The sequence below is a fragment of the Maribacter sp. genome (assembly GCF_049667165.1).
Classification (GTDB): domain Bacteria; phylum Bacteroidota; class Bacteroidia; order Flavobacteriales; family Flavobacteriaceae; genus Maribacter_A.
Genome location: NZ_JBATHS010000211.1, coordinates 1 through 19,974, shown reverse-complemented (window position 1 = coordinate 19,974; position 19,974 = coordinate 1). Strand labels below are relative to the sequence as shown.

The window sequence follows — 19,974 nt, the reverse complement described above, 5'->3', positions numbered from 1 at the left end:
TACCAGGTTAAATCATTTGCCAGTGTTTATTTGGAAAACAAAGGGAATACTTTTGTAGCACATCAGCTACCTGTTCAAGCCCAAGTTTCAAGCATCAACCAAATTTTGGTAGATGATTATGACAATGACGGGAATTTGGATGCGCTAATTGCCGGAAATTTATTCAGCTCAGAAATTGAAACCCCAAGAAATGATGCCGGGTATGGTCTATATTTAAAAGGAGATGGCAAAGGCAACTTTGAACCGGTACCCAACTACCAAAGCGGCTTTTTTGCGCCGGGGGATGTAAAGGATATGGGGACCATAAAAGTAAGGGACACCTCCTATATCATCGTGGCAAAAAACGATGATTTCCTTCAATTTGTAAAGGTGAACAAAGATACACCCAGTGTAAAACACAGCGTAGAATAGGGTGTACGGGCAGTAGAAGTAGTTTTGACTTTTCGAGATCCTGAAAAACTTATTTGACTAGGATCAATATCGCCCCAATTGCGGTCAATATCATGATCATCTTTCGATAAAAATCCTCCTTGATGATTTTGACCAATCGCACTCCTACAAAAAGACCCAAAAAAATCGCAGGGGCCAGTTTTAAATCGACCCATAAGGTTTCCGGGGTTATGGTCTTCCAAGACCATATATGGAAGGGAAGCTTAAATAGATTGATGATCAGGAACAGCCATGCCGCGGTTCCAATAAATTCATTTTTGGGCAAACGCATGGCCAAAAAGAAAATATTACTAAAGGCCCCCGCCAAATTTCCGATCATCGTGGTAATCCCCGCCAAGATCCCAATGAGACCCGCAAAGGTCCAATGCGTAGGTACTTCTTTTGATTTTTTATGGTCCCACCAATACATCATCGCCACACTGCCCAGAATGATGATGGCCATACCAATTTTAAAAGTATCCTCGTCCAAATCCATTCCTATAAAGACCCCGACCAGTATCCCGACCAGTATCCAAGGCAAAAAACGTATTATGTAGTTCCATTGGGTGTGTCGGTTATAATAAAAAACCGCGAAAATATCGGCCAAGATCAACAAGGGCACGACAAGCCCCGTAGATTCCTTGGCCCCAAACGCCAAGGCCATTAAGGTTACGCTAACTACGGCGATTCCTTTTATCCCTGCCTTTGAAACCCCCACCACAAAAGTGGCGGTCAAGGCCATTATCCATGACAAAGTGGTAATATTTGACTGTATTGATAGAAGCACAATGGTCGTTTAGCGAACAAAGCGCAAATGTATCCTAAAAAATTTTATCTTTAACTCAAAACCAACAAACTACCCGATGGTGGCAACCACCCTTTCAACTGATGTTCCGAATTTCATAATAGAACCTGTGCGTAGACTGGGTTTCGGGCAAGTTTTTTGGAGTGTGTCGGGAAGACCATGTTGAAACTAGGGAATAGGAACAAAAATTAAAATATGAAAACAGATGTAATTGTTGGTGTTGACATAGGAGGCACTTCAATAGGAGCAGGTTGTATTGAGAACAAGAAAATAACAAAGACACACTCCTTGCCTACGGGTGCCGAAAGGACTGCCGAGGAAATACTCGAAACGCTTTATGAGGTTATAGAAGAGGTAATGCTTCCCGAAACAAAAGCCATCGGCGTTGGTGTCCCCGGGTTGATCAATGCAGATAAGGGAGAGATTGTAAAAATCTCCAACATACCTGCATGGAATGGTTTGGGCCTCACCGAAAAACTTTCTACCAGATTCAATATGCCGGTGTATATTGAAAATGATGCCAACTGTTTTGCCTTGGGCGAAAAACATTTTGGCAAAGGGCAAAAATATAAAAACATGTTGGCCATCGCTCTAGGAACTGGTGTTGGTGGGGGTATCATCATCAACAACAAATTACATTCTGGTATGTTTGGGGGTGCCGGAGAGGTAGGCCACATGCCCTATAAAGACAGTATTTTTGAAGCTTATTGTGGTAGTGGTTTCTTCAACAAGATAAACAAGATTACCGGTAAGGAATTATACGACAAAGCAATGGAAGGCGATAAGCACGCTTTGGCGCTCTTCAATGAATTCGGACATCATATAGGCAAACTCGTTACCACCATTTTATACATACTCGCTCCCGATGCCATAATATTCGGAGGCTCTATAAGCAAATCGTTTCCACTTTTTAAAGGTGGAATTGACGAAGAAGTCGCTAATTTCCCCTTTGAGGTAATGAGGAACGTTATTGCCATTGAGCAATCTGAACTCGATGACATCGCGATATTGGGCGCTGCCGGACTGTATTACAATGCCTAACTATTTCTAATCAACCAAAATTCATCTTATGAGTAATTTAAAAAAATCAAACTACATTATCCCCTTGGCAATTGTTAGTATCCTATTTTTTGTCATAGGTTTTGGTGTGGGAATCAGTGGTTTCTTGACTCCCTTTCTTCAAGATGCTTTCGACCTTACCACATCCCAGTCGTATCTGGTGACTGCTGCCATATTTTCTGCTTTCGTGGTATTTGGCGCCCCTGCCGGATGGATTATTAAAAAAGTTGGCTACAAATACGGAATGGTCATCGCCTTTTTTGTTATGGCCCTCGGAATGGTACTGTTCGTGCCATCCTCAAACATGCTTAGTTTTCCCTTGTTCCTTGTTGCCCTTTTTATCGGTGGGATCGGAAACACGATATTACAGGCATCGGTTAACCCCTATGTTACCATTATTGGTCCAAAAGAAAGTGCCGCCATGCGCATGAGCCTTATGGGCATCATGAACAAATCGGCCTGGTGGTTATCATCACTGTTCCTTGGCCTGTTCATGGATTTGAACAATGTTGTACTTGATGATGTCATTGTGCCATTCTATATCGTAACAGGTATTCTTGTGGCCTTGGGCGTATTTATGATTTTCGCACCCTTGCCAGAAGTGAAGGCCGAAGGCGAAGATGAAACGGATGAAGCTGCAATATCGGGCTATGCGGCTGGTAAAACGAGTATTTTTCAATTTCCTCATCTGTTGTTGGGGGTCGTTGCCTTGTTTATCTATGTCGGCGTGGAAACCCTGCCCATGGTGTCCATCATTGGTTTTGCAAAGTCCATCTTTGGTGATACAGCGCAGAACTTGGATAGTTTTGCCATATATGTCCCATTAGGGCTTGTCGTTGGATATATCTTTGGCGTACTGATGATTCCCACGTTTATATCGCAAACCGCAGCCTTAAGGTTGTTCTCCTGGTTAGGAATTGTATCGGTCTTGTTAATGATTTTCCTACCTGGCGAATATGGTATTTATTGTATGGCACTTGTTGGTTTTTCGAACTCCCTAATGTGGCCTGCCATTTGGCCTCTGGCCATTGCCGATTTGGGAAAATTCACAAAAACAGGTGCGTCTATGTTGGTCATGGGCATTGTGGGTGGCGCCATTATCCCACTTATTTTTGGCTTTTTGATCGATGTGATCAAAACCACCGAAGAAGCTACAGTATCCGATTATCAGGCCGCGTATTGGATATTTATCCCCGCGTACCTGTACATACTTTATTTTGCGGTAAAAGGAAGTAAGATTAGAAAATAGGTATCTTAAAAACCCATGGCATGGCACCTGAATTGAATACGATCGCCAAACATTTTCAAGTCGAAGGTGAAATAGAATCCATAAGGCCACTTGGGGAAGGATTTATCAATGATACCTACATCGTGACAACTGTCGGGAAGGATGCGCCTAATTATTTGTTTCAACGCAAAAACAAAGCAATTTTCAAGGATGTGCCATCGATGATGGATAATATCCAAAAAATAACAACCCATCTAAAAACGAAAATCGTAGCCGATGGTGGTGATCCATTACGCGAGACGATGACCTTGACAAAAACCCATGATGGGGCACTTTATCATCGGGACGGAGAGGGTGAATTCTGGACCATGTGTCTGTTTATCGACGATAGTATATCCTATGAATCGGCCGATTCTCCGGAACTGGCATACTCAGGAGGCAGGGGCATTGGAAAATTCCAACGCATGACCTCCGATTTCAAAGGTAAGTTGGTAGACATATTGCCTGGTTTTCACAACATCCGTTTTCGTTTCGAACAATGGGATGACGTCTTGTCAAAGGACCCTGTTGGCCGAAAGTCGGCTTTAAAGGAAGAAATCTCATGGGTGGAAGAACGTCGCGAAGAGATGATGCAATTCTGGGCTTTGGTTGAGAATGGCACCATTCCTACCCGTGTAACGCACAACGACACCAAGATCAATAACATTTTGTTCGACAAGCACGGCGAGGTTTTATGCATGATCGACCTCGATACGGTCTTAAGCAGTACCGCTCTGAACGACTATGGTGATGCCATGCGGTCATACACCAATACAGGACTCGAAGATGATAAGGAGCTTGACAACGTGACTATGGACCTTTCCATTTTCACGGCCTATACCAAAGGATATCTCGAAGAGGCCAAAGCGTTTCTTACACAATCAGAGTTGGAATATCTGGCATTTTCGGCCAAGTACATTACCTTCGAACAAGTACTTCGTTTTTTAATGGATTACATCGCTGGGGACACCTATTATAAAATTAAATACCCTGATCACAATCTGGTGCGGACACGCGCCCAGTACAAATTATTGCAAAGCATGGAAGCCCAATTTCAGGAGATGCAGAATGTGGTCATATCGTACCTGTAAGAGCCATGGGAACTACTAAACCAAAGGGGATACCTTTCATTAAAGACCTAAGTGGGATGACCCAGGAGCAGGTGAACAAAACCTTGGTTTCCTCAGGGTTTTCAGGCCATATAGATCGAGTCAATTGGGAGGCATACCCTTATAAACCCAAGGTGTCTTTTTACTTGGCGCACAATAATAGGCATCTCTTTATACTATATAAGGTGAACGAAGAAAATACGTGCGCCAAGTATCTAAAAGATAATGATGCCGTTTGGGAGGATAGTTGTGTGGAAGCCTTTTTCTCCAAGGACATAAACGAAGGGTATTTCAACGTTGAGGTCAACTGTATTGGAACGGCTTTAGTCGGATTTGGTAAAGGCAGGGACAATAGGATCCATCTGGAGCAAGATCAGATGAAAAAAATAAAAAGAATTTCCTCGCTTGGCAGGGAGATAAGCAACAACGACACCCTGAACGGCAATTGGTGGCTGCAACTCACAATTCCCTTTGAGATACTCGGAATCACGAAAGGAGCGACCATACATGCTAATTTTTACAAGTGTGGGGATAAATGCAAAGTACCGCATTTTTTGAGCTGGCAACCGATACACACCCCCAGGCCAGACTTTCATCAACCCGGTTTTTTTACAGAGTTAAAACTGGGAATTGCTGAAAAGCAAAAAAAGCTTACGGAATAACCTCTATGCGCTAAGCGTTGGGGAATACCGGTTAAAGTATTAAAGAATATTATTGTTAAGTGTTTAAAAACTATAGAAAACCAATTTTAAATCTATGAAAAACAGGGTAATCTCAGTCGATATTTTTAGGGGCTTGACCATAGCATTGATGATCTTGGTCAATACCCCGGGAACATGGTCTAATGTTTATGCTCCTTTTTTACATGCCGAATGGCACGGCTACACCCCTACCGACCTGGTCTTTCCTTTTTTCTTGTTCATCGTAGGTACATCGATTGCCTTCGCCTATCAAAACAAGACCCCCTCGGCAACGACCTATAGGAAAATATCGGTTCGGAGCTTAAAACTGATCGGCCTGGGATTATTTCTTGGTGCGTTTACCCTAAGTTTCCCATTTATAAAGGATTTTGCCGACATAAGGTTCCCTGGGGTATTACAGCGTATCGGGGTCGTATTCTTTTTCGCGGCCATTATGTTCATAAATTTCAATTGGAAATCCTTGGTCGGTATTTGTGTGGTATTATTGGTCGGCTATTGGCTGTTAATGGGGTATGTACCTGTTGAAGGTATGGAATCTACCTTTGATCGTGCGCCGAATAATCTGGCGAATTACTTGGATATCAAGGTTTTCGGAACCCACAACTATAAACCGGATTATGATCCCGAGGGATTGTTAAGCACGCTCCCTTCAATTGCATCATCTTTATTGGGCATTTTTACCGGGTTGATCTTAACTTCCAAAAGGGAAAGAAAAGTATTGATTTTGGCCGGCTTGGGAGTGGCCATGTTGATTCTGGGATACTTATGGGATACCGTTTTCCCTATCAATAAAGCGCTATGGAGTAGCAGTTTTGTGCTAGTTACCGCAGGATGGGCAAACCTGTTCCTAGCCATGATCTATTATTTTTCCGATGTGAAGAAATTACAATTCGGAAGCGTGTTCAAGTTCGTAGGGGCCAATGCAATTACCATATATTTTCTTTCGAGCTTTATCTCTAAATGTATGGGCCAGATACGCATCGGTGACACTTCCTTGCACGGCTGGCTCTTTCAGAATATCTACGTACACGGCTTCATGCCCATGAAGCTCTCCTCGCTTTTATATGCACTTACTGTGGTAAGTTTCTATATTTTTCTGGCGTACGTCATGTATAAAAAGAAAATATTTATAAAAGTGTAACTTCGAATAGGTGTTTCTATCCGTTCAAGTCCACTAGTCGTGAAACATACTTCCCGATGACATCAAACTCCAGGTTGACGGTACTGCCCACTTTATAGGTGTTGAATCGTGTGTTTTCATAGGTATACGGAATAATGGCCACACTAAATGAATTCAATCCTGAATCAACTACGGTGAGGCTTACCCCATCTATGGAAATAGACCCTTTTTCTATCGTGACATTGTTGTACAAAGTGTCATATTCAAATGTAAAGAACCAGCTTCCATCTTTTTCGGAAACGGCGGTGCATTTGCCTGTTTGGTCAACATGACCCTGTACGATATGGCCGTCCAATCGGGCACCCAGTATCATGGCCCTTTCTAAATTAACCTTGTCCCCAACCTTTAATTCCCCAAGATTCGACTTTTGAAGGGTTTCCTCGATGGCGGTGACCGTATAGATGTGGTCATCAATGGCGACGATGGTCAAACAAACACCGTTGTGCGCAATACTTTGGTCAATTTTAAGTTCAGGGGTAATGGGCGAATCGATGCTAATGTGCAAATTTCCACCTTCTTTTTTCAGTTCTTTTACTTCCCCTAAAGATTCGATTATCCCCGTAAACATGTGTCGTATAAATTAAGTAGTTTTGTGTATTCAGATAAGCGGCATATATTAAAATTGACGCTATATACAAAGGTAAATATATAATGCAGGATAGCCGAGAAATAAGGGTAGGAATATCGATAGGTGATTTAAACGGAATAGGGTGCGAGGTCATACTCAAGACTTTTGAGGATATCCGTATGCTTGATTTTTGCACGCCGGTCATTTTCGCTTCCAACAAGACCATATCACACCAAAAAAATGCCTTGGGTATTACCATAAACTATAACGGGGTACAAGATGCATCCAAAGCCATCGATGGGAAGATCAATGTGGTCAACGTATGGAAAGAAACCCCGAATATCGAGTTCGGGAAAGAGACGCAAGAAGGGGGTGCGTATGCCATAAAATCATTACGGGCAGCTGTAAAATCCTTAATAGAGGGTGAAATCGATGTTTTGGTCACGGCGCCGATCAATAAAAAAAACATACAGGCCGAAGATTTTAAATTCCCTGGACATACAGATTATTTGGCCCAGGCACTTGAAGGGGAAAGTCTAATGTTCATGGTCACAGAAGATCTGAAGGTAGGACTACTTACAGATCATATCGCTGTCAAGGACGTCCCGAATGCCATCAATCCCATATTGATACGTACCAAAGTGCGCATCATTGAAAAATCGCTGCAAATGGATTTTGGGATACGACGACCAAAAATCGCCCTGTTGGGAATAAATCCCCATAGCGGAGATCATGGGGTAATAGGAAAAGAAGACGAAGAAATCATGAAACCGGTGATCAAGGAAATGTCAGAAGCCGGCCATTTGGTTTTTGGCCCATATTCGGCGGATAGTTTCTTCGGTTCCGATGCCTATAAAAAATTTGATGCCGTTCTTGCGGCATACCACGATCAGGGTCTAATACCTTTCAAAACCCTCTCTTTCGGCAATGGCGTGAATTTTACGGCAGGACTTTCAAAAATACGCACCTCACCGGATCATGGAACGGCTTACGAAATAGCGGGTAAGGGCGTAGCCGATCACAACTCGTTCAAGGAAGCCGTTTTCAAGGCGATCCATATTTTCAAGAACAGACAGGAGTACCTTGAGCTAACAGAAAGTCCGTTGCAAAAGCAGAAAATTAGGCGATAATTGACCGGACAGATTTGGTGGTCAATTTCGAATTTAGGTCAAATCCACGAAAAAATTGAAGTTACCGTTATTAGCACGGTAATTATCAGGGCAACTAAAACAATCGATTCTTTCCGGCGTTCTTTTTCAGCCCGTTTTCTAATATATGTCTTTATTTCGGCAAGTTTTTCTTCAGTGACCGTTTTGAACTTTAGGTTTTGATCTTCGAGTCCAGAAGAAGAATGAATTGCACTGCGATTGTGCCCCTTGAATTTAGGGCGCTTGGATGGGCGTTGTGCCCTATTTTGCTTTAAACGGTTGTTCATGTCCTGAACGTGTCCTGACCCACTCATGGCATTCTTGTTTGGTTATATATAGTATAATTTAGGAATTTTTCCCCCTAGTCAAAAAGTTTGCCCGAGATTATTGGCATTTATCAAAAAAAAAGTATCTTTGCACCCGCCTTAATGTGGGCTAGGGTATTAAAAACAAGTGTTGAAGTGATGAAGCAAAAGGAGTTCAACATTCCTTTCTCTGGATTGAAGCAAGGAAAACACGGGTTTAGTTATACTATTGATAATACGTTCTTTGAATCTTTTGGATATAATGAGTTTAATGATGCAAAGTTAGATTTGCAAGTAGATCTCAATAAGATGAGCACTATGCTCGAATTGGAGATGCATGCAGAAGGCTCGGTGAATGTGGATTGTGATACAACCAGTGAACCCTATGATCAGGAAGTATCTGGCGAGTTGAAGTTGGTGGTCAAATTTGGCGATGAGTTCAATGATGACAATGATGAGATTTTGATTCTTCCCCATGGGGAGCATCAGTTGAACATTGCGCAATACGTGTACGAAATGTTGGTTCTTGCCGTACCTCAAAAAAGAATTCATCCAGGTGTTCTGGATGGTACTTTACAATCTGAGGCACTCGAGAGATTGGCCGAACTTAGTCCGAAAGAAGAAAAAGACAATAATACAGATTATGATCCCCGCTGGGATGAATTAAAGAAGTTACGAACGGATAAATAATTAATAATGGCACATCCTAAAAGAAAAATTTCCAAAACAAGGAGAGATAAAAGAAGAACACATTACAAGGCAGTGGCCCCTACGATCGCCAAAGACCCGACAACAGGTGAAATGCATTTGTACCATAGGGCACATTGGCACGAAGGGAAATTATACTACAAAGGACAAGTACTTATCGACAAAACCGAGGAAGCGGAGGCGTAGATTTGAATTTATAGGATATAACGACACCCTACTTATTAAAGTGGGGTTTTTTATTTTATAACGTGAATTTCGGTATAACGTCAGAACGGATATAGCTACAAAAAGGATTTATGTGTGGGATTATATTTTCCGAAAAAAACCATAAACAATCACTTTTTGGACAAAAAGTCCCAGAAAATCATTATTTTTCCCAACTTTTCACCCATTTTTGAAGATTTTTGACCCAAAAAAATCTAATATGAGTAAACTTAGTGCGGCTATTACCGCTGTTGGGGGCTATGTTCCCAGATTTGTCTTGACCAATGCAATGCTCGAGAGTTTGGTGGACACCAATGATGAATGGATCACCACACGAACAGGTATCAAGGAACGTAGGATATTAAAGGAAGAAGAGGGCCAAGGTTCATCCTATTTGGGGATCAAGGCGGCACAAGATCTTTTAAAAAAAGGGAATATTGACCCAGCTGAAATAGATTTGGTCATTGTGGCCACGGCAACCCCTGATAGTATGGTGGCTTCAACAGCCGCATTCGTAGCATCGGAAATAGGAGCTAAAAATGCCTTTGCGTTTGATTTGTTGGCTGCTTGTTCCAGTTTTTTATTCGGTATGTCAACGGCCTCTAGTTATATTCAATCGGGGAAATACAAGAAAATATTATTGATAGGGGCAGATAAAATGTCATCCATAATCGACTATACCGATAGAACCACCTGTATAATTTTCGGGGATGGTGCTGGCGCCGTGCTTTTTGAGCCCAATACCGAAGGTTTAGGACTGCAAGATGAGTATTTAAGAGCAGATGGTAGTGGCAGAAAATTTTTGGGTATGGATGCAGGGGGATCCTTAATGCCGGCAACAGAGGAAACGGTAAGGAACAGAAAGCACTTTATTTATCAAGATGGTAAGAACGTCTTTAAATTTGCGGTCTCCAATATGGCAGATGTTGCTGCCTTGATCATGGAACGTAATGGCCTTAGCGATCAGGATGTGTCATGGTTGGTGCCACATCAGGCCAATAGGCGTATTATCGACGCTACTGCCAATAGAATGGGGTTGGATCACTCCAAGGTTATGACGAACATTCACAAATATGGCAATACAACCTCGGCCACGTTACCTTTGTTGCTTCATGATTATGAAAGTCAACTAAAAAAAGGAGATAATCTAGTGTTCGCTGCTTTCGGGGGAGGATTTACTTGGGGATCGATTTATTTAAAATGGGCATATAACAAATAATAATCAACTTTATAAATTACTTTCAATGGATATTAAAGAAATTCAAAGCCTCATAAAATTTGTCGCCAAATCAGGCGCCAGTGAGGTAAAGTTAGAGACCGATGATATTAAAATAACCATTAGAACAGGTTCAACAGGCGGTCATGAGACTACGTACGTGCAACAAGTGCCTATGGCACCGGCCCAGATGGCCCCAGCAGCCGTTCCGGTCGCGACTGATGATGCTTCTTCTGCATCCCCTGCGCAAGATGGGTCTGTGGATGACTCCAAGTTTATAATCATCAAATCCCCGATTATCGGTACCTTTTATAGAAAACCCTCTCCCGATAAACCATCGTTTGTTGAAGTGGGCTCTACGATAGCCAAGGGCGATGTGCTTTGCGTTATTGAAGCGATGAAATTATTCAACGATATTGAATCTGAAGTCTCAGGTAAGATCGTTAAGATTTTGGTCGATGACTCATCCCCAGTTGAGTTTGACCAACCTTTATTCTTGGTTGACCCATCTTAGTGGATTTTAAGTTAAAAATTAGTGCCCTGCACAATTTAAAACACAATGCTTAAAATTTAAAACTTCAAGAGATGTTCAAAAAAATACTTATAGCAAATAGGGGTGAGATCGCACTGCGAATTATTCGCACCTGTAAGGAAATGGGAATCAAGACCGTGGCGGTGTATTCAAAGGCTGATGAGGAAAGTTTACATGTAAGGTTTGCGGATGAGGCTGTTTGTATTGGGCCTCCCCCCAGTAGTGAATCCTATTTGAAAATACCCAACATCATTGCGGCGGCCGAAATCACCAATGCCGATGCCATTCACCCGGGATACGGTTTTCTGTCTGAAAATTCAAAATTCTCAAAGATCTGTGCCGAACACGATATTAAATTTATCGGAGCTTCGGGGGAGCATATCGACCGTATGGGCGATAAGGCTTCCGCCAAGGAAACCATGAAAAAAGCCGGCGTCCCTATCGTTCCAGGGTCGGACGGTTTGTTGAAAGATGTAGCTGATGCCAAGAAGGTGGCCAAAAAAATGGGTTACCCCGTTATGATAAAAGCTACTGCCGGTGGTGGTGGCAAAGGAATGCGGGCCGTTTGGAAGGAGGAGAACTTAGAGGACCTTTTCAATAGTGCCGTGCAAGAGGCCACTGCCGCATTTGGTAATGGGGGAATGTATATGGAAAAGTTGATCGAGGAACCCCGCCATATTGAAATACAGATTATTGGGGATCAATACGGCAAAGCCTGTCACTTATCCGAACGTGATTGTTCCATACAACGTAGGCATCAAAAATTGACCGAGGAAACCCCATCACCCTTTATGACCGATAAACTTCGGGAAGATATGGGTAATGCCGCGGTAAAAGCTGCTGAATACATTAAGTACGAAGGGGCGGGAACCATAGAATTTTTGGTGGACAAACACCGGAATTTCTATTTTATGGAGATGAATACCCGTATACAGGTAGAGCATCCGATAACGGAGCAGGTTGTGGACTATGATTTGATCCGGGAGCAGATTTTGGTGGCCGGGGGTGTGCCCATCTCAGGGAAAAACTATTATCCCAAACTACATTCCATAGAATGCAGGATCAATGCTGAAGATCCGTATAACGGCTTTAGACCTTGCCCTGGAAGAATCACCACACTTCATACACCAGGAGGCCATGGGGTACGAATGGATACTCATGTATATAGTGGGTATACCATACCTCCCAATTACGATTCTATGATCGCCAAGTTGATCACAACGGCCCAAACCCGGGAAGAGGCGATAAATAAAATGAAACGGGCCTTGGATGAATTTGTTATCGAGGGAATAAAAACCACGATCCCTTTTCATCGGCAACTCATGGTACATCCCGAATACTTGGCAGGAAATTATACCACCAAGTTCATGGAGGATTTTAAAATGGATCCCCCAACCGAGGAATAAAATACTAAGCCCTGACGGAATCGTCGGGGTTTTTTATCTTTAGGCATGAACCTTAGCTATTGGGAATTCAAAACCTGGTTATCAAACATCGATTTTACCATTGTGGGTAGTGGTATTGTTGGACTGAATTGCGCCTTGGTTTTACGCCGTAAATATCCAAAAGCCAAGATAATGGTATTGGAGAAAGGGATCTTGCCCCAAGGAGCAAGTACCAAAAATGCCGGTTTCGCCTGTTATGGAAGCATTTCCGAGATACTTTCCGATGTACAGGGGCATACGGAGCAAGAGGTGATCCAGTTGGTTGACCAACGATGGAAAGGAATACAACTTTTGCGAAATACCTTGGGCGATGCCGCTATGGATTTTCAACAATTTGGGGGTCACGAGCTGTTTTTGGCACATAATGAAGAGTTATATACGCATTGCCGGGAAAACCTCGAAAAGGTGAATTCGCTTTTGAAACCCGTCTTTAAAACGTCGGCTTTTGAACTACAAAAGAACCGCTTCCATTTTAAAAATATCAAAGAGCGGTACATCACAAACACCTTTGAGGGACAGCTTGATACCGGTAAAATGATGGCAGCACTCCTAAACCTTGCGGCGAAAAGCAAAATTCAAATACTGAATTCGCTCGAAGTAGTGAAGTTTCAGGAAACAGGGGATATGGTTGAGGTAAAGACCCCCGCATTTGATTTTAAGACAAATAAGTTATTGATTGCTACCAATGGATTCGCATCGCAACTCATAGGAGAAATGGTAAAGCCGGCCAGAGCACAGGTGCTTATCACCAAACCTATCCCCAATCTGCACATCAAGGGTACTTTCCATTTTGATGAGGGCTATTACTATTTCAGGAACATTGATAACAGAATACTTTTTGGAGGAGGCCGTAATATGGATTTTCAAGGTGAAGAAACCTATGAACAGGGAATGACATCGTTGATTCAAAACCAACTCGAAAAAATACTTGGCGAGATCATTTTACCCCAGATTCCTTTTGATGTTGATTTAAGATGGAGTGGCATCATGGGTGTTGGTGCGGTCAAAAAGCCGATTATAAAACAATTGTCGAATAACGTCTATTGCGGTGTTCGCTTGGGAGGTATGGGGGTCGCGATTGGTAGCCATGTTGGGAAAGACTTGGCCGAACTGGTGTAGTTAACGATCTATAACATTAAAGTAGACCCTATATGTTTTTTGAAATATTGTTGGTCTAATGAATTATACTTAATTTAAGGCTTTGTTCATCTTCTCGACCTCATAAATGACTATTAAACAAGAACTTTATACATTTTGTAAAACTTTTGTTGGGGATAGGATCAAGCGTATCCAATCCCAGATAAAAGAGGTACATATTGCCTTGGATTCAGAAACGAAAAGTAGTGCTGGGGACAAACATGAAACAGGAAGGGCCCAACTTCAGTTGGAAAGGGAAAAATTGGGACAACAATTGGTTGATGCCGAGAATATGATGCAATTACTCCATACCGTCGATATTTCTTCAATAAAGCGAACAGCGTGTTTAGGTAGCTTGGTGAAAACAGCCGGAGCCAATTACTTTTTGGCCATTTCCGCTGGGGAATATAAGGCCTATCCTGAAAGGTATTATTGTATCTCATTGAATACTCCAATAGGGATTATGCTATTGGGCAAGTCAGTTGGTGATACCATTAGGTTTAATACTAATGAAATGGAGATTTTGGAAATCGTGTAACAGCAATTTTGCCATATCGTTAAATGTACAAAGAATGTAAACCCGATGCGCCAAGAGATAGCCACTAACTATTAAAATGTAGTCATTAGGACCCACACTATTCCATGTAATTAAAAATATAATTGAAAAGATTGTATGAGGAAAACGCTATTATTTTTATCAATTCTGGTACTTAGCCTGTTAACACCAAGAGTTTATGGGCAAGGTGATAACCCACCCAAAATCGTTTTGATAACCATGGATGGTCTCCGATGGCAAGAATTATTTACTGGTGCTGATCCCCTATTGGTCACCCATACCAAATATGTTCATGATACCACCGCTTTAAAGGAAAGTTTTTGGAGGGAGGCCCCAAGGGAACGAAGGGAAGCTTTGATGCCGTTCTTATGGCAAGAAGCTACTAAAATGGGGCAATTACATGGGAATCGAGGGTTAGGGAATAAGATAGACCTAACCAATACGATGTGGTTTTCCTATCCTGGGTATAATGAAATATTGACCGGGCGGGCCGACGATTCCAGAATTGACAGCAACGATAAAATAAACAACCCGAATACCACGATCTTGGAGATTGTCAATTCGGATCCAAGATATAAAGGTAAAGTAGCAGCGTTCGGCAGTTGGGACGTATTTCCTTTTATTGTGAATGAGGAACGGTCGGGTGTTCCCGTGAATGCGGGTTTTGAAATTGCCATGGGAAATGACATGACAGAACGGGAAAGGTTTTTGAACCAATTACAGGCCCAGGTTCCAAGTCCATGGGGTACCGTTCGTTTGGATGCGTTCACCCATCATTATGCTTTGGAACATATGAAAAAGAACCATCCCATGTTCGTGTACATTGCCTATGGGGAAACCGATGATTTTGCCCATGACGGAAATTATGAAGCTTACTTGAGGTCCGCACACAACACGGACAATCTTATCAAAGAACTTTGGGAATTTACAAAACAGGATGATTTCTATAAAGACAATACCATTTTCATCATAACAACCGATCATGGTCGGGGAACCGATCCTTTGGACACCTGGCGGCACCATGGAAACAAGATCAAAGGGGCGGGACAAGTTTGGTTACTTGCCTTTGGGAACGGAATAAAGGCAATCGGTGAGGTTGATGCCAATGCACAGTTATACAGCGATCAAATAGCACCTACTGTGCTTGAGCTCTTGGGGATTGACGTGAATGAAGAATTAATGGAAGGAAAACCAATCCTTTTGGACACGGATTAATTGGTCGATATCCATTTTTTGCAAGGGGCAATTAAATCTGGTTTCTTCAGATTCAATCAGTCCAAATTCGGTTTCTTGCGATAGGCCTTTTTTAAGGCATCCCTTTTCTTTCTTTTCAATCTTTTTTCAATCGATGATTTTGTGGGACGTGATTTCCTGCGTTTCTTTTGGGTCTTAAGGGTACTCGAAACCAGTTCCATAAATCGCTGTATGGCCACGGCCTTGTTTCTGTATTGGCTGCGGGTCTCATCGGCCTGTAGTATTAGGACACCCTCTTTGGTAAGCCTAGAGGAAAGCTTATCTGAAAGACGCTGTTTTTCGACATTGGTAAGGGCGCTCGAATTGGGAACATCAAAGGTGAGTTCAACCTTGGTGGAAACCTTGTTTACATGTTGGCCGCCAGCACCACTGCTTCTGACGGCTTTAAGTTTAATCTCTTGAAGTAGGCCTTTTTTATCCATCTGGACTATAGGTTCAGGCGTTGATTAATGGTCTCGATGGAGATATTCAAAAACACCTTCAAATAGGGCTCGAGTGCCGTATGGTGGTTGAAATAAATATTTTGGTCCTCATAGATACCCTCGATCATATAATGGCCCCCTTGGTAAAACGATCGTAGTACCTCCACCTCCAAACCGGATTTTTGGGACACCCTGAACTCATGGGCATAAACAATGATCCTGCGTTTTGTATCGGCATAAGACTTCACAATATTAATGGGAATCTTATTGGCTTCACCGAATAAACCTGCTATATAGAGGTCCTTAGGATGTTCGAATAAATTCTTTGGGGTGTCTTTGGCAATGATCATCCCATCTTTTAGCACTACCACGGTATCGGCAAAAGGCAACATATCATGATGGTCATGGGTCGCAGTAATGACAGTGACCCCTTTTTCCTTTAAATAGCCAAACAGATTTCTCCGAAGACTATTTTTTCTAAAATTGTCTATATGGCTGAAGGGTTCATCCAACAATAAGACCTTGGGGCGTTCTGCAAGTACACGGGCAAGCGCAACCCGTTGCTGTTGACCTCCACTTAAATATTTGACTTTCACCTTGGCAAATTCGGTCAATTCGATCATTTCAAGCAACTCGTCGGTGCGCTTACGCAAACGTTCAGGTTCAAAAACCGAAAGAAACTGACCCACATTTTCTTCCACCTTTGTAAAAGGCATAAGATCAAAGTCCTGTGAAAGGTATTTCATATAGGGCTCTCCTGGGACCAAATTGTAATTCGGACCCAAAATTTGGGTGTCATCCCAATAAACCTTGCCAACCTCGACATGTAAAAGACCATAAATGATCTTCAATAAAGTACTCTTACCACATCCGCTCTCACCGATGACGGATACATGCTCCCCCTTTTGCACTTTAAGATCAATGTCTTCGAGCACCGGGGTTTTGTCATAACCAAAGGAAACATGATCTATATGCAACATAGGGTAAGGTTCATTTTAGGGATAAAAAAGTCCATTTCAATTAGAAACGGACTTTACTTGAAAATATTGATGTAAGGTCGTACTATTCTATGAATTCTTTTACCACAGACTGAACGGGTAATGTTTCGTATCCCATATTGAATAAGGTAAATGCAAAAATATCCGCGTACTGTTCAATGGTTTTACTCACTGGTGTTCCGGCCCCATGGCCGGCATTGGTCTCAATACGGATCAAGGTTGGGTTTGTGCCTGCCTGTTTTTCCTGAAGTTCTGCCGCGAACTTAAAACTATGGGCGGGCACGACACGATCATCATGGTCCCCAGTAGTGATCAACGTAGCAGGATATTCCGTTCCTTTTTTCACGTTGTGAACAGGGGAATAGCCTTTTAGATATTCGAACATTTCCTGATTCTCCTCTGAAGTACCATAATCATACGCCCATCCTGCACCTGCAGTGAAGGTATGGTAACGCAACATATCCAAAACCCCAACTGCGGGCAGGGCCACTTTCATCAAATCAGGACGCTGGGTCATGGTAGCACCCACTAACAGTCCGCCATTACTTCCCCCGCGAATGGCCAAGAAGTCTTTGGAGGTGTACTTGTTTTCGATCAAATATTCAGCTGCCGCGATAAAATCATCAAAAACATTCTGTTTTTTGGTCTTTATGCCAGCATCGTGCCACTTTTTGCCATATTCCCCGCCACCTCTTAGATTGGGAACCGCATATATGCCCCCTTGTTCCATCCATACGGCATTGGTAATACTGAATGATGGGGTAAGGCTAATATTGAAACCTCCATAGCCATACAGTATGGTTGGATTTTTCCCGTTCATCTTCAAGCCTTTTTTATAGGTGATGATCATAGGAATTTTGGTGCCATCCTTCGAGTTATAAAACACTTGATGTGATTCATAATCTTCAGGGTTAAAATCTATTTCAGGCTTCCAATATTGTTCATAATCACCCGTTTCAACATTGTATCTGTAGGACGAACCTGGTGTATTGTAATTGGTGAACGAAAAATAAAACTCTTTATCCTCTTTTTTTCCACCGAAACCTGAGGCACTACCAAGGCCGGGTAATTTCACCTCCCGCACCAAGTTACCATCATAATCATACTGGAACACTTTTGAAATGGCATCTACCATGTACTCTGCAAAGAAATAGCCTCCACCGGTACTGGGGGAGAGTACGTTCTCTGTTTCCGGGAGAAAATCGACCCAATGATCCGGTGTAGGGTTCGAGGCATCCACGGTTACGATTTTCTGGTTGGGGGCGTTCATATTCGTAACGATGTAGAGTTTAGAACCTACATTATCAATGACATAACTATCGGTTTCCGTATGATCTAGAATAGTCGCCAATTGGTTGTTGGGCTTGGTAAGGTCTTTCAAAAAGAGCTTGTTGCCCGAGGTGGATGTAGCTGCGGAAATTGTCAAATACCTGTTGTCCTCACTGACGCGGGCACCGATATATCGATGTTTTTCTTCCGGTTTGGCACCAAAAATCACCTTGTCATCCTGTTGTGGGGTGCCTAATTTATGATAATAAACCTTGTGTTGGTCTGTCTTTGCAGAAAGCTCACTTCCCTTGGGTTTGTCATAACTGGAATAATAAAAACCGTCATTCCCTTTCCAGGAAATACCGCTGAACTTAATATCGACCAAAGTGTCTTCAACAATCTCCATGGTCTCGGTGTTCAAAACGATGGCTTTGCGCCAATCGCTTCCTCCTTCAGAAATCAAGTAGGTGGCCAATGAACCGTCCTTGGTAAAACTGAGGCTTGCCAAGGAGGTGGTTCCATCCTCCGAGAATGTATTGGGGTCTAAAAACACCTCGGTTTCCCCATCATCTTTTTGACGATAGACTACATATTGGTTTTGAAGCCCGTCATTCTTATAAAAATAGGTGAAGTCACCCTCTTTGAATGGGGAGCCCAATTTTTCGTAATTCCATAATTTTTCAAGACGCTTCTTTAGGTCGGCACGGAACGGGATTTTTTCCAAGTAACCAAAAGTGGTGGTATTTTGTGCTATGACCCAGGCTTCGGTTTCCGGGCTTCGGTCATCTTCAAGCCAACGATAGGGGTCCTTTACTTCTGTTCCATAATATAGATCAACAGAGTCGGCCTTTTTTGTTGTTGGGTAGTCCACGGTTAGAGGTTCTTTTTTGGTTGTGATATTAGTTGTGATATTACATGCACCAATGAGTAATGAAATAACGGGAAATAGGAAAAACTTTTTCATGTCCAACGAAATAAATCGGCCCTAAAATTAGCACAAAAAAACCTTTGGAACTAATAGGGTCCAAAGGTTTTTAGATGGTATGCTATTTTAATGTACCTACTGCATTACACCAACTTGTTTTGAACAAGATATTCAGCGATTTGTATGGCGTTAGTAGCTGCCCCTTTTCTTAGGTTATCGGCTACGATCCACATATTCAACGTATTTCTTTGGGTTTCATCCCTTCGAATGCGCCCTACGAAGACCTCATCCTTATCATGCGCGTATATAGGCATGGGGTAGGTATTTGTATCCGGGTTGTCCTGTACGGTTACCCCAGGGGTATTATTCAATAATTGGCGTACTTCGTTCAGGTCAAAATCATTAAGGAATTCGACATTGACTGATTCTGAATGTCCTCCAGAAGTGGGAATACGAACTGCTGTGGCCGTAACGGAAAAGGTCTTGTCATTGAATATTTTTTGTGGTTCACGGGCCAATTTCATCTCTTCCTTCGTATACCCATTTTCAAGGAAAGTATCACAATGGGGCAATGCATTTCGACCAATGGGATACGGATACGCCATCTCGCCCTGTATGCCGGCGATCTCATTTTCCAATTGTTGTACCGCTTTGACCCCAGTACCTGAAACGGATTGGTAGGTAGATACGATCACCCGTTTCATTTTATATTTTTCATGCAAGGGCGCTAGGGCCAT

21 protein-coding genes and 1 pseudogene are annotated in these 19,974 nt (G+C 42.5%); 15 read left to right on the top strand and 7 right to left on the bottom strand.

The genetic code is table 11. The features are described from left to right. Positions 1-411, top strand: a pseudogene (locus tag WBM98_RS10480) (hypothetical protein); the annotation flags it as partial. A gap of 49 nt (positions 412-460) precedes the next feature. Here WBM98_RS10480 and WBM98_RS10475 read toward each other — a convergent pair. After that, complete coding sequence (locus WBM98_RS10475) at positions 461-1,216, bottom strand: sulfite exporter TauE/SafE family protein (protein ID WP_424365971.1); 756 nt, start codon at positions 1,214-1,216, stop codon at positions 461-463. A 213-nt stretch (positions 1,217-1,429) separates the two neighbouring features. On the opposite strand from WBM98_RS10475, the gene WBM98_RS10470 reads away from it, so the two are divergent. From WBM98_RS10470 to WBM98_RS10450, 5 genes are all read left to right on the top strand, one after another. Further along, entirely contained in the window at positions 1,430-2,275 is an 846-nt protein-coding gene (locus WBM98_RS10470; RefSeq protein WP_424365970.1) for an ROK family protein, read from the top strand. Between the two features lie 28 nt (positions 2,276-2,303). Beyond that, a complete protein-coding gene (locus WBM98_RS10465; protein ID WP_424365969.1) occupies positions 2,304-3,542 on the top strand; it encodes an MFS transporter in 1,239 nt (412 codons plus the stop codon). A 20-nt stretch (positions 3,543-3,562) separates the two neighbouring features. Continuing rightward, positions 3,563-4,651 (top strand): phosphotransferase enzyme family protein, encoded by a 1,089-nt coding sequence (locus WBM98_RS10460; protein ID WP_424365968.1) that lies wholly within the window; start codon positions 3,563-3,565, stop codon positions 4,649-4,651. A gap of 5 nt (positions 4,652-4,656) precedes the next feature. After that, entirely contained in the window at positions 4,657-5,331 is a 675-nt protein-coding gene (locus tag WBM98_RS10455; RefSeq protein WP_424365967.1) for a carbohydrate-binding family 9-like protein, read from the top strand. A 94-nt stretch (positions 5,332-5,425) separates the two neighbouring features. Next, positions 5,426-6,511, top strand: coding sequence for an acyltransferase family protein (locus WBM98_RS10450; protein WP_424365966.1), 1,086 nt, complete (start codon positions 5,426-5,428; stop codon positions 6,509-6,511). 16 nt (positions 6,512-6,527) lie between these two features. Here the strand turns inward: WBM98_RS10450 and WBM98_RS10445 are convergent, their stop codons facing one another. Then, entirely contained in the window at positions 6,528-7,118 is a 591-nt protein-coding gene (locus WBM98_RS10445) for a riboflavin synthase (RefSeq protein WP_424365965.1), read from the bottom strand. 83 nt (positions 7,119-7,201) lie between these two features. Between WBM98_RS10445 and pdxA the strand changes: the two genes are divergently transcribed. Beyond that, positions 7,202-8,248: a 4-hydroxythreonine-4-phosphate dehydrogenase PdxA gene (gene pdxA / locus WBM98_RS10440; RefSeq protein WP_424365964.1), complete on the top strand. Its 1,047-nt coding sequence runs from the start codon at positions 7,202-7,204 to the stop codon at positions 8,246-8,248. 38 nt (positions 8,249-8,286) lie between these two features. Here pdxA and WBM98_RS10435 read toward each other — a convergent pair whose 3' ends face one another. Continuing rightward, entirely contained in the window at positions 8,287-8,580 is a 294-nt protein-coding gene (locus WBM98_RS10435; RefSeq protein ID WP_424365963.1) for a hypothetical protein, read from the bottom strand. Positions 8,581-8,730: 150 nt separating this feature from the next. Between WBM98_RS10435 and WBM98_RS10430 the strand changes: the two genes are divergently transcribed. From WBM98_RS10430 to WBM98_RS10395, 8 genes are all read left to right on the top strand, one after another. Beyond that, positions 8,731-9,261, top strand: coding sequence for a YceD family protein (locus WBM98_RS10430; protein WP_424365962.1), 531 nt, complete (start codon positions 8,731-8,733; stop codon positions 9,259-9,261). 6 nt (positions 9,262-9,267) lie between these two features. Then, entirely contained in the window at positions 9,268-9,465 is a 198-nt protein-coding gene (gene rpmF, locus WBM98_RS10425) for a 50S ribosomal protein L32 (RefSeq protein WP_424365961.1), read from the top strand. 238 nt (positions 9,466-9,703) lie between these two features. Further along, on the top strand, positions 9,704-10,702 hold the full coding sequence (locus tag WBM98_RS10420; protein WP_424365960.1) for a beta-ketoacyl-ACP synthase III: 999 nt from the start codon (positions 9,704-9,706) through the stop codon (positions 10,700-10,702). A 25-nt stretch (positions 10,703-10,727) separates the two neighbouring features. Continuing rightward, entirely contained in the window at positions 10,728-11,213 is a 486-nt protein-coding gene (gene accB, locus WBM98_RS10415) for an acetyl-CoA carboxylase biotin carboxyl carrier protein (protein WP_424365959.1), read from the top strand. Positions 11,214-11,284: 71 nt separating this feature from the next. Continuing rightward, complete coding sequence (gene accC, locus WBM98_RS10410) at positions 11,285-12,637, top strand: acetyl-CoA carboxylase biotin carboxylase subunit (RefSeq protein WP_424365958.1); 1,353 nt, start codon at positions 11,285-11,287, stop codon at positions 12,635-12,637. Positions 12,638-12,682: 45 nt separating this feature from the next. Further along, entirely contained in the window at positions 12,683-13,795 is a 1,113-nt protein-coding gene (locus WBM98_RS10405) for an NAD(P)/FAD-dependent oxidoreductase (protein WP_424365957.1), read from the top strand. A gap of 106 nt (positions 13,796-13,901) precedes the next feature. Continuing rightward, positions 13,902-14,351, top strand: a complete 450-nt coding sequence (locus WBM98_RS10400; protein WP_424365956.1) for a 3-oxoacyl-ACP synthase — start codon at positions 13,902-13,904, stop codon at positions 14,349-14,351. A 135-nt stretch (positions 14,352-14,486) separates the two neighbouring features. Beyond that, entirely contained in the window at positions 14,487-15,584 is a 1,098-nt protein-coding gene (locus WBM98_RS10395; RefSeq protein ID WP_424365955.1) for a sulfatase-like hydrolase/transferase, read from the top strand. Between the two features lie 56 nt (positions 15,585-15,640). Here the strand turns inward: WBM98_RS10395 and arfB are convergent, their stop codons facing one another. From arfB to WBM98_RS10375, 4 genes are all read right to left on the bottom strand, one after another. After that, the gene (arfB, locus tag WBM98_RS10390) at positions 15,641-16,045 is read right to left on the bottom strand and encodes an alternative ribosome rescue aminoacyl-tRNA hydrolase ArfB (RefSeq protein ID WP_424365954.1); all 405 of its coding nucleotides are present in this window, start codon (positions 16,043-16,045) and stop codon (positions 15,641-15,643) included. Between the two features lie 5 nt (positions 16,046-16,050). Continuing rightward, a complete protein-coding gene (locus WBM98_RS10385) occupies positions 16,051-17,025 on the bottom strand; it encodes an ABC transporter ATP-binding protein (RefSeq protein ID WP_424365953.1) in 975 nt (324 codons plus the stop codon). A gap of 82 nt (positions 17,026-17,107) precedes the next feature. After that, complete coding sequence (locus WBM98_RS10380; protein WP_424365952.1) at positions 17,108-19,276, bottom strand: prolyl oligopeptidase family serine peptidase; 2,169 nt, start codon at positions 19,274-19,276, stop codon at positions 17,108-17,110. Between the two features lie 104 nt (positions 19,277-19,380). After that, positions 19,381-19,974, bottom strand: a 594-nt coding sequence (locus tag WBM98_RS10375) for an aspartate-semialdehyde dehydrogenase (RefSeq protein WP_424365951.1), incomplete at its 5' end; no start/stop codon positions are given.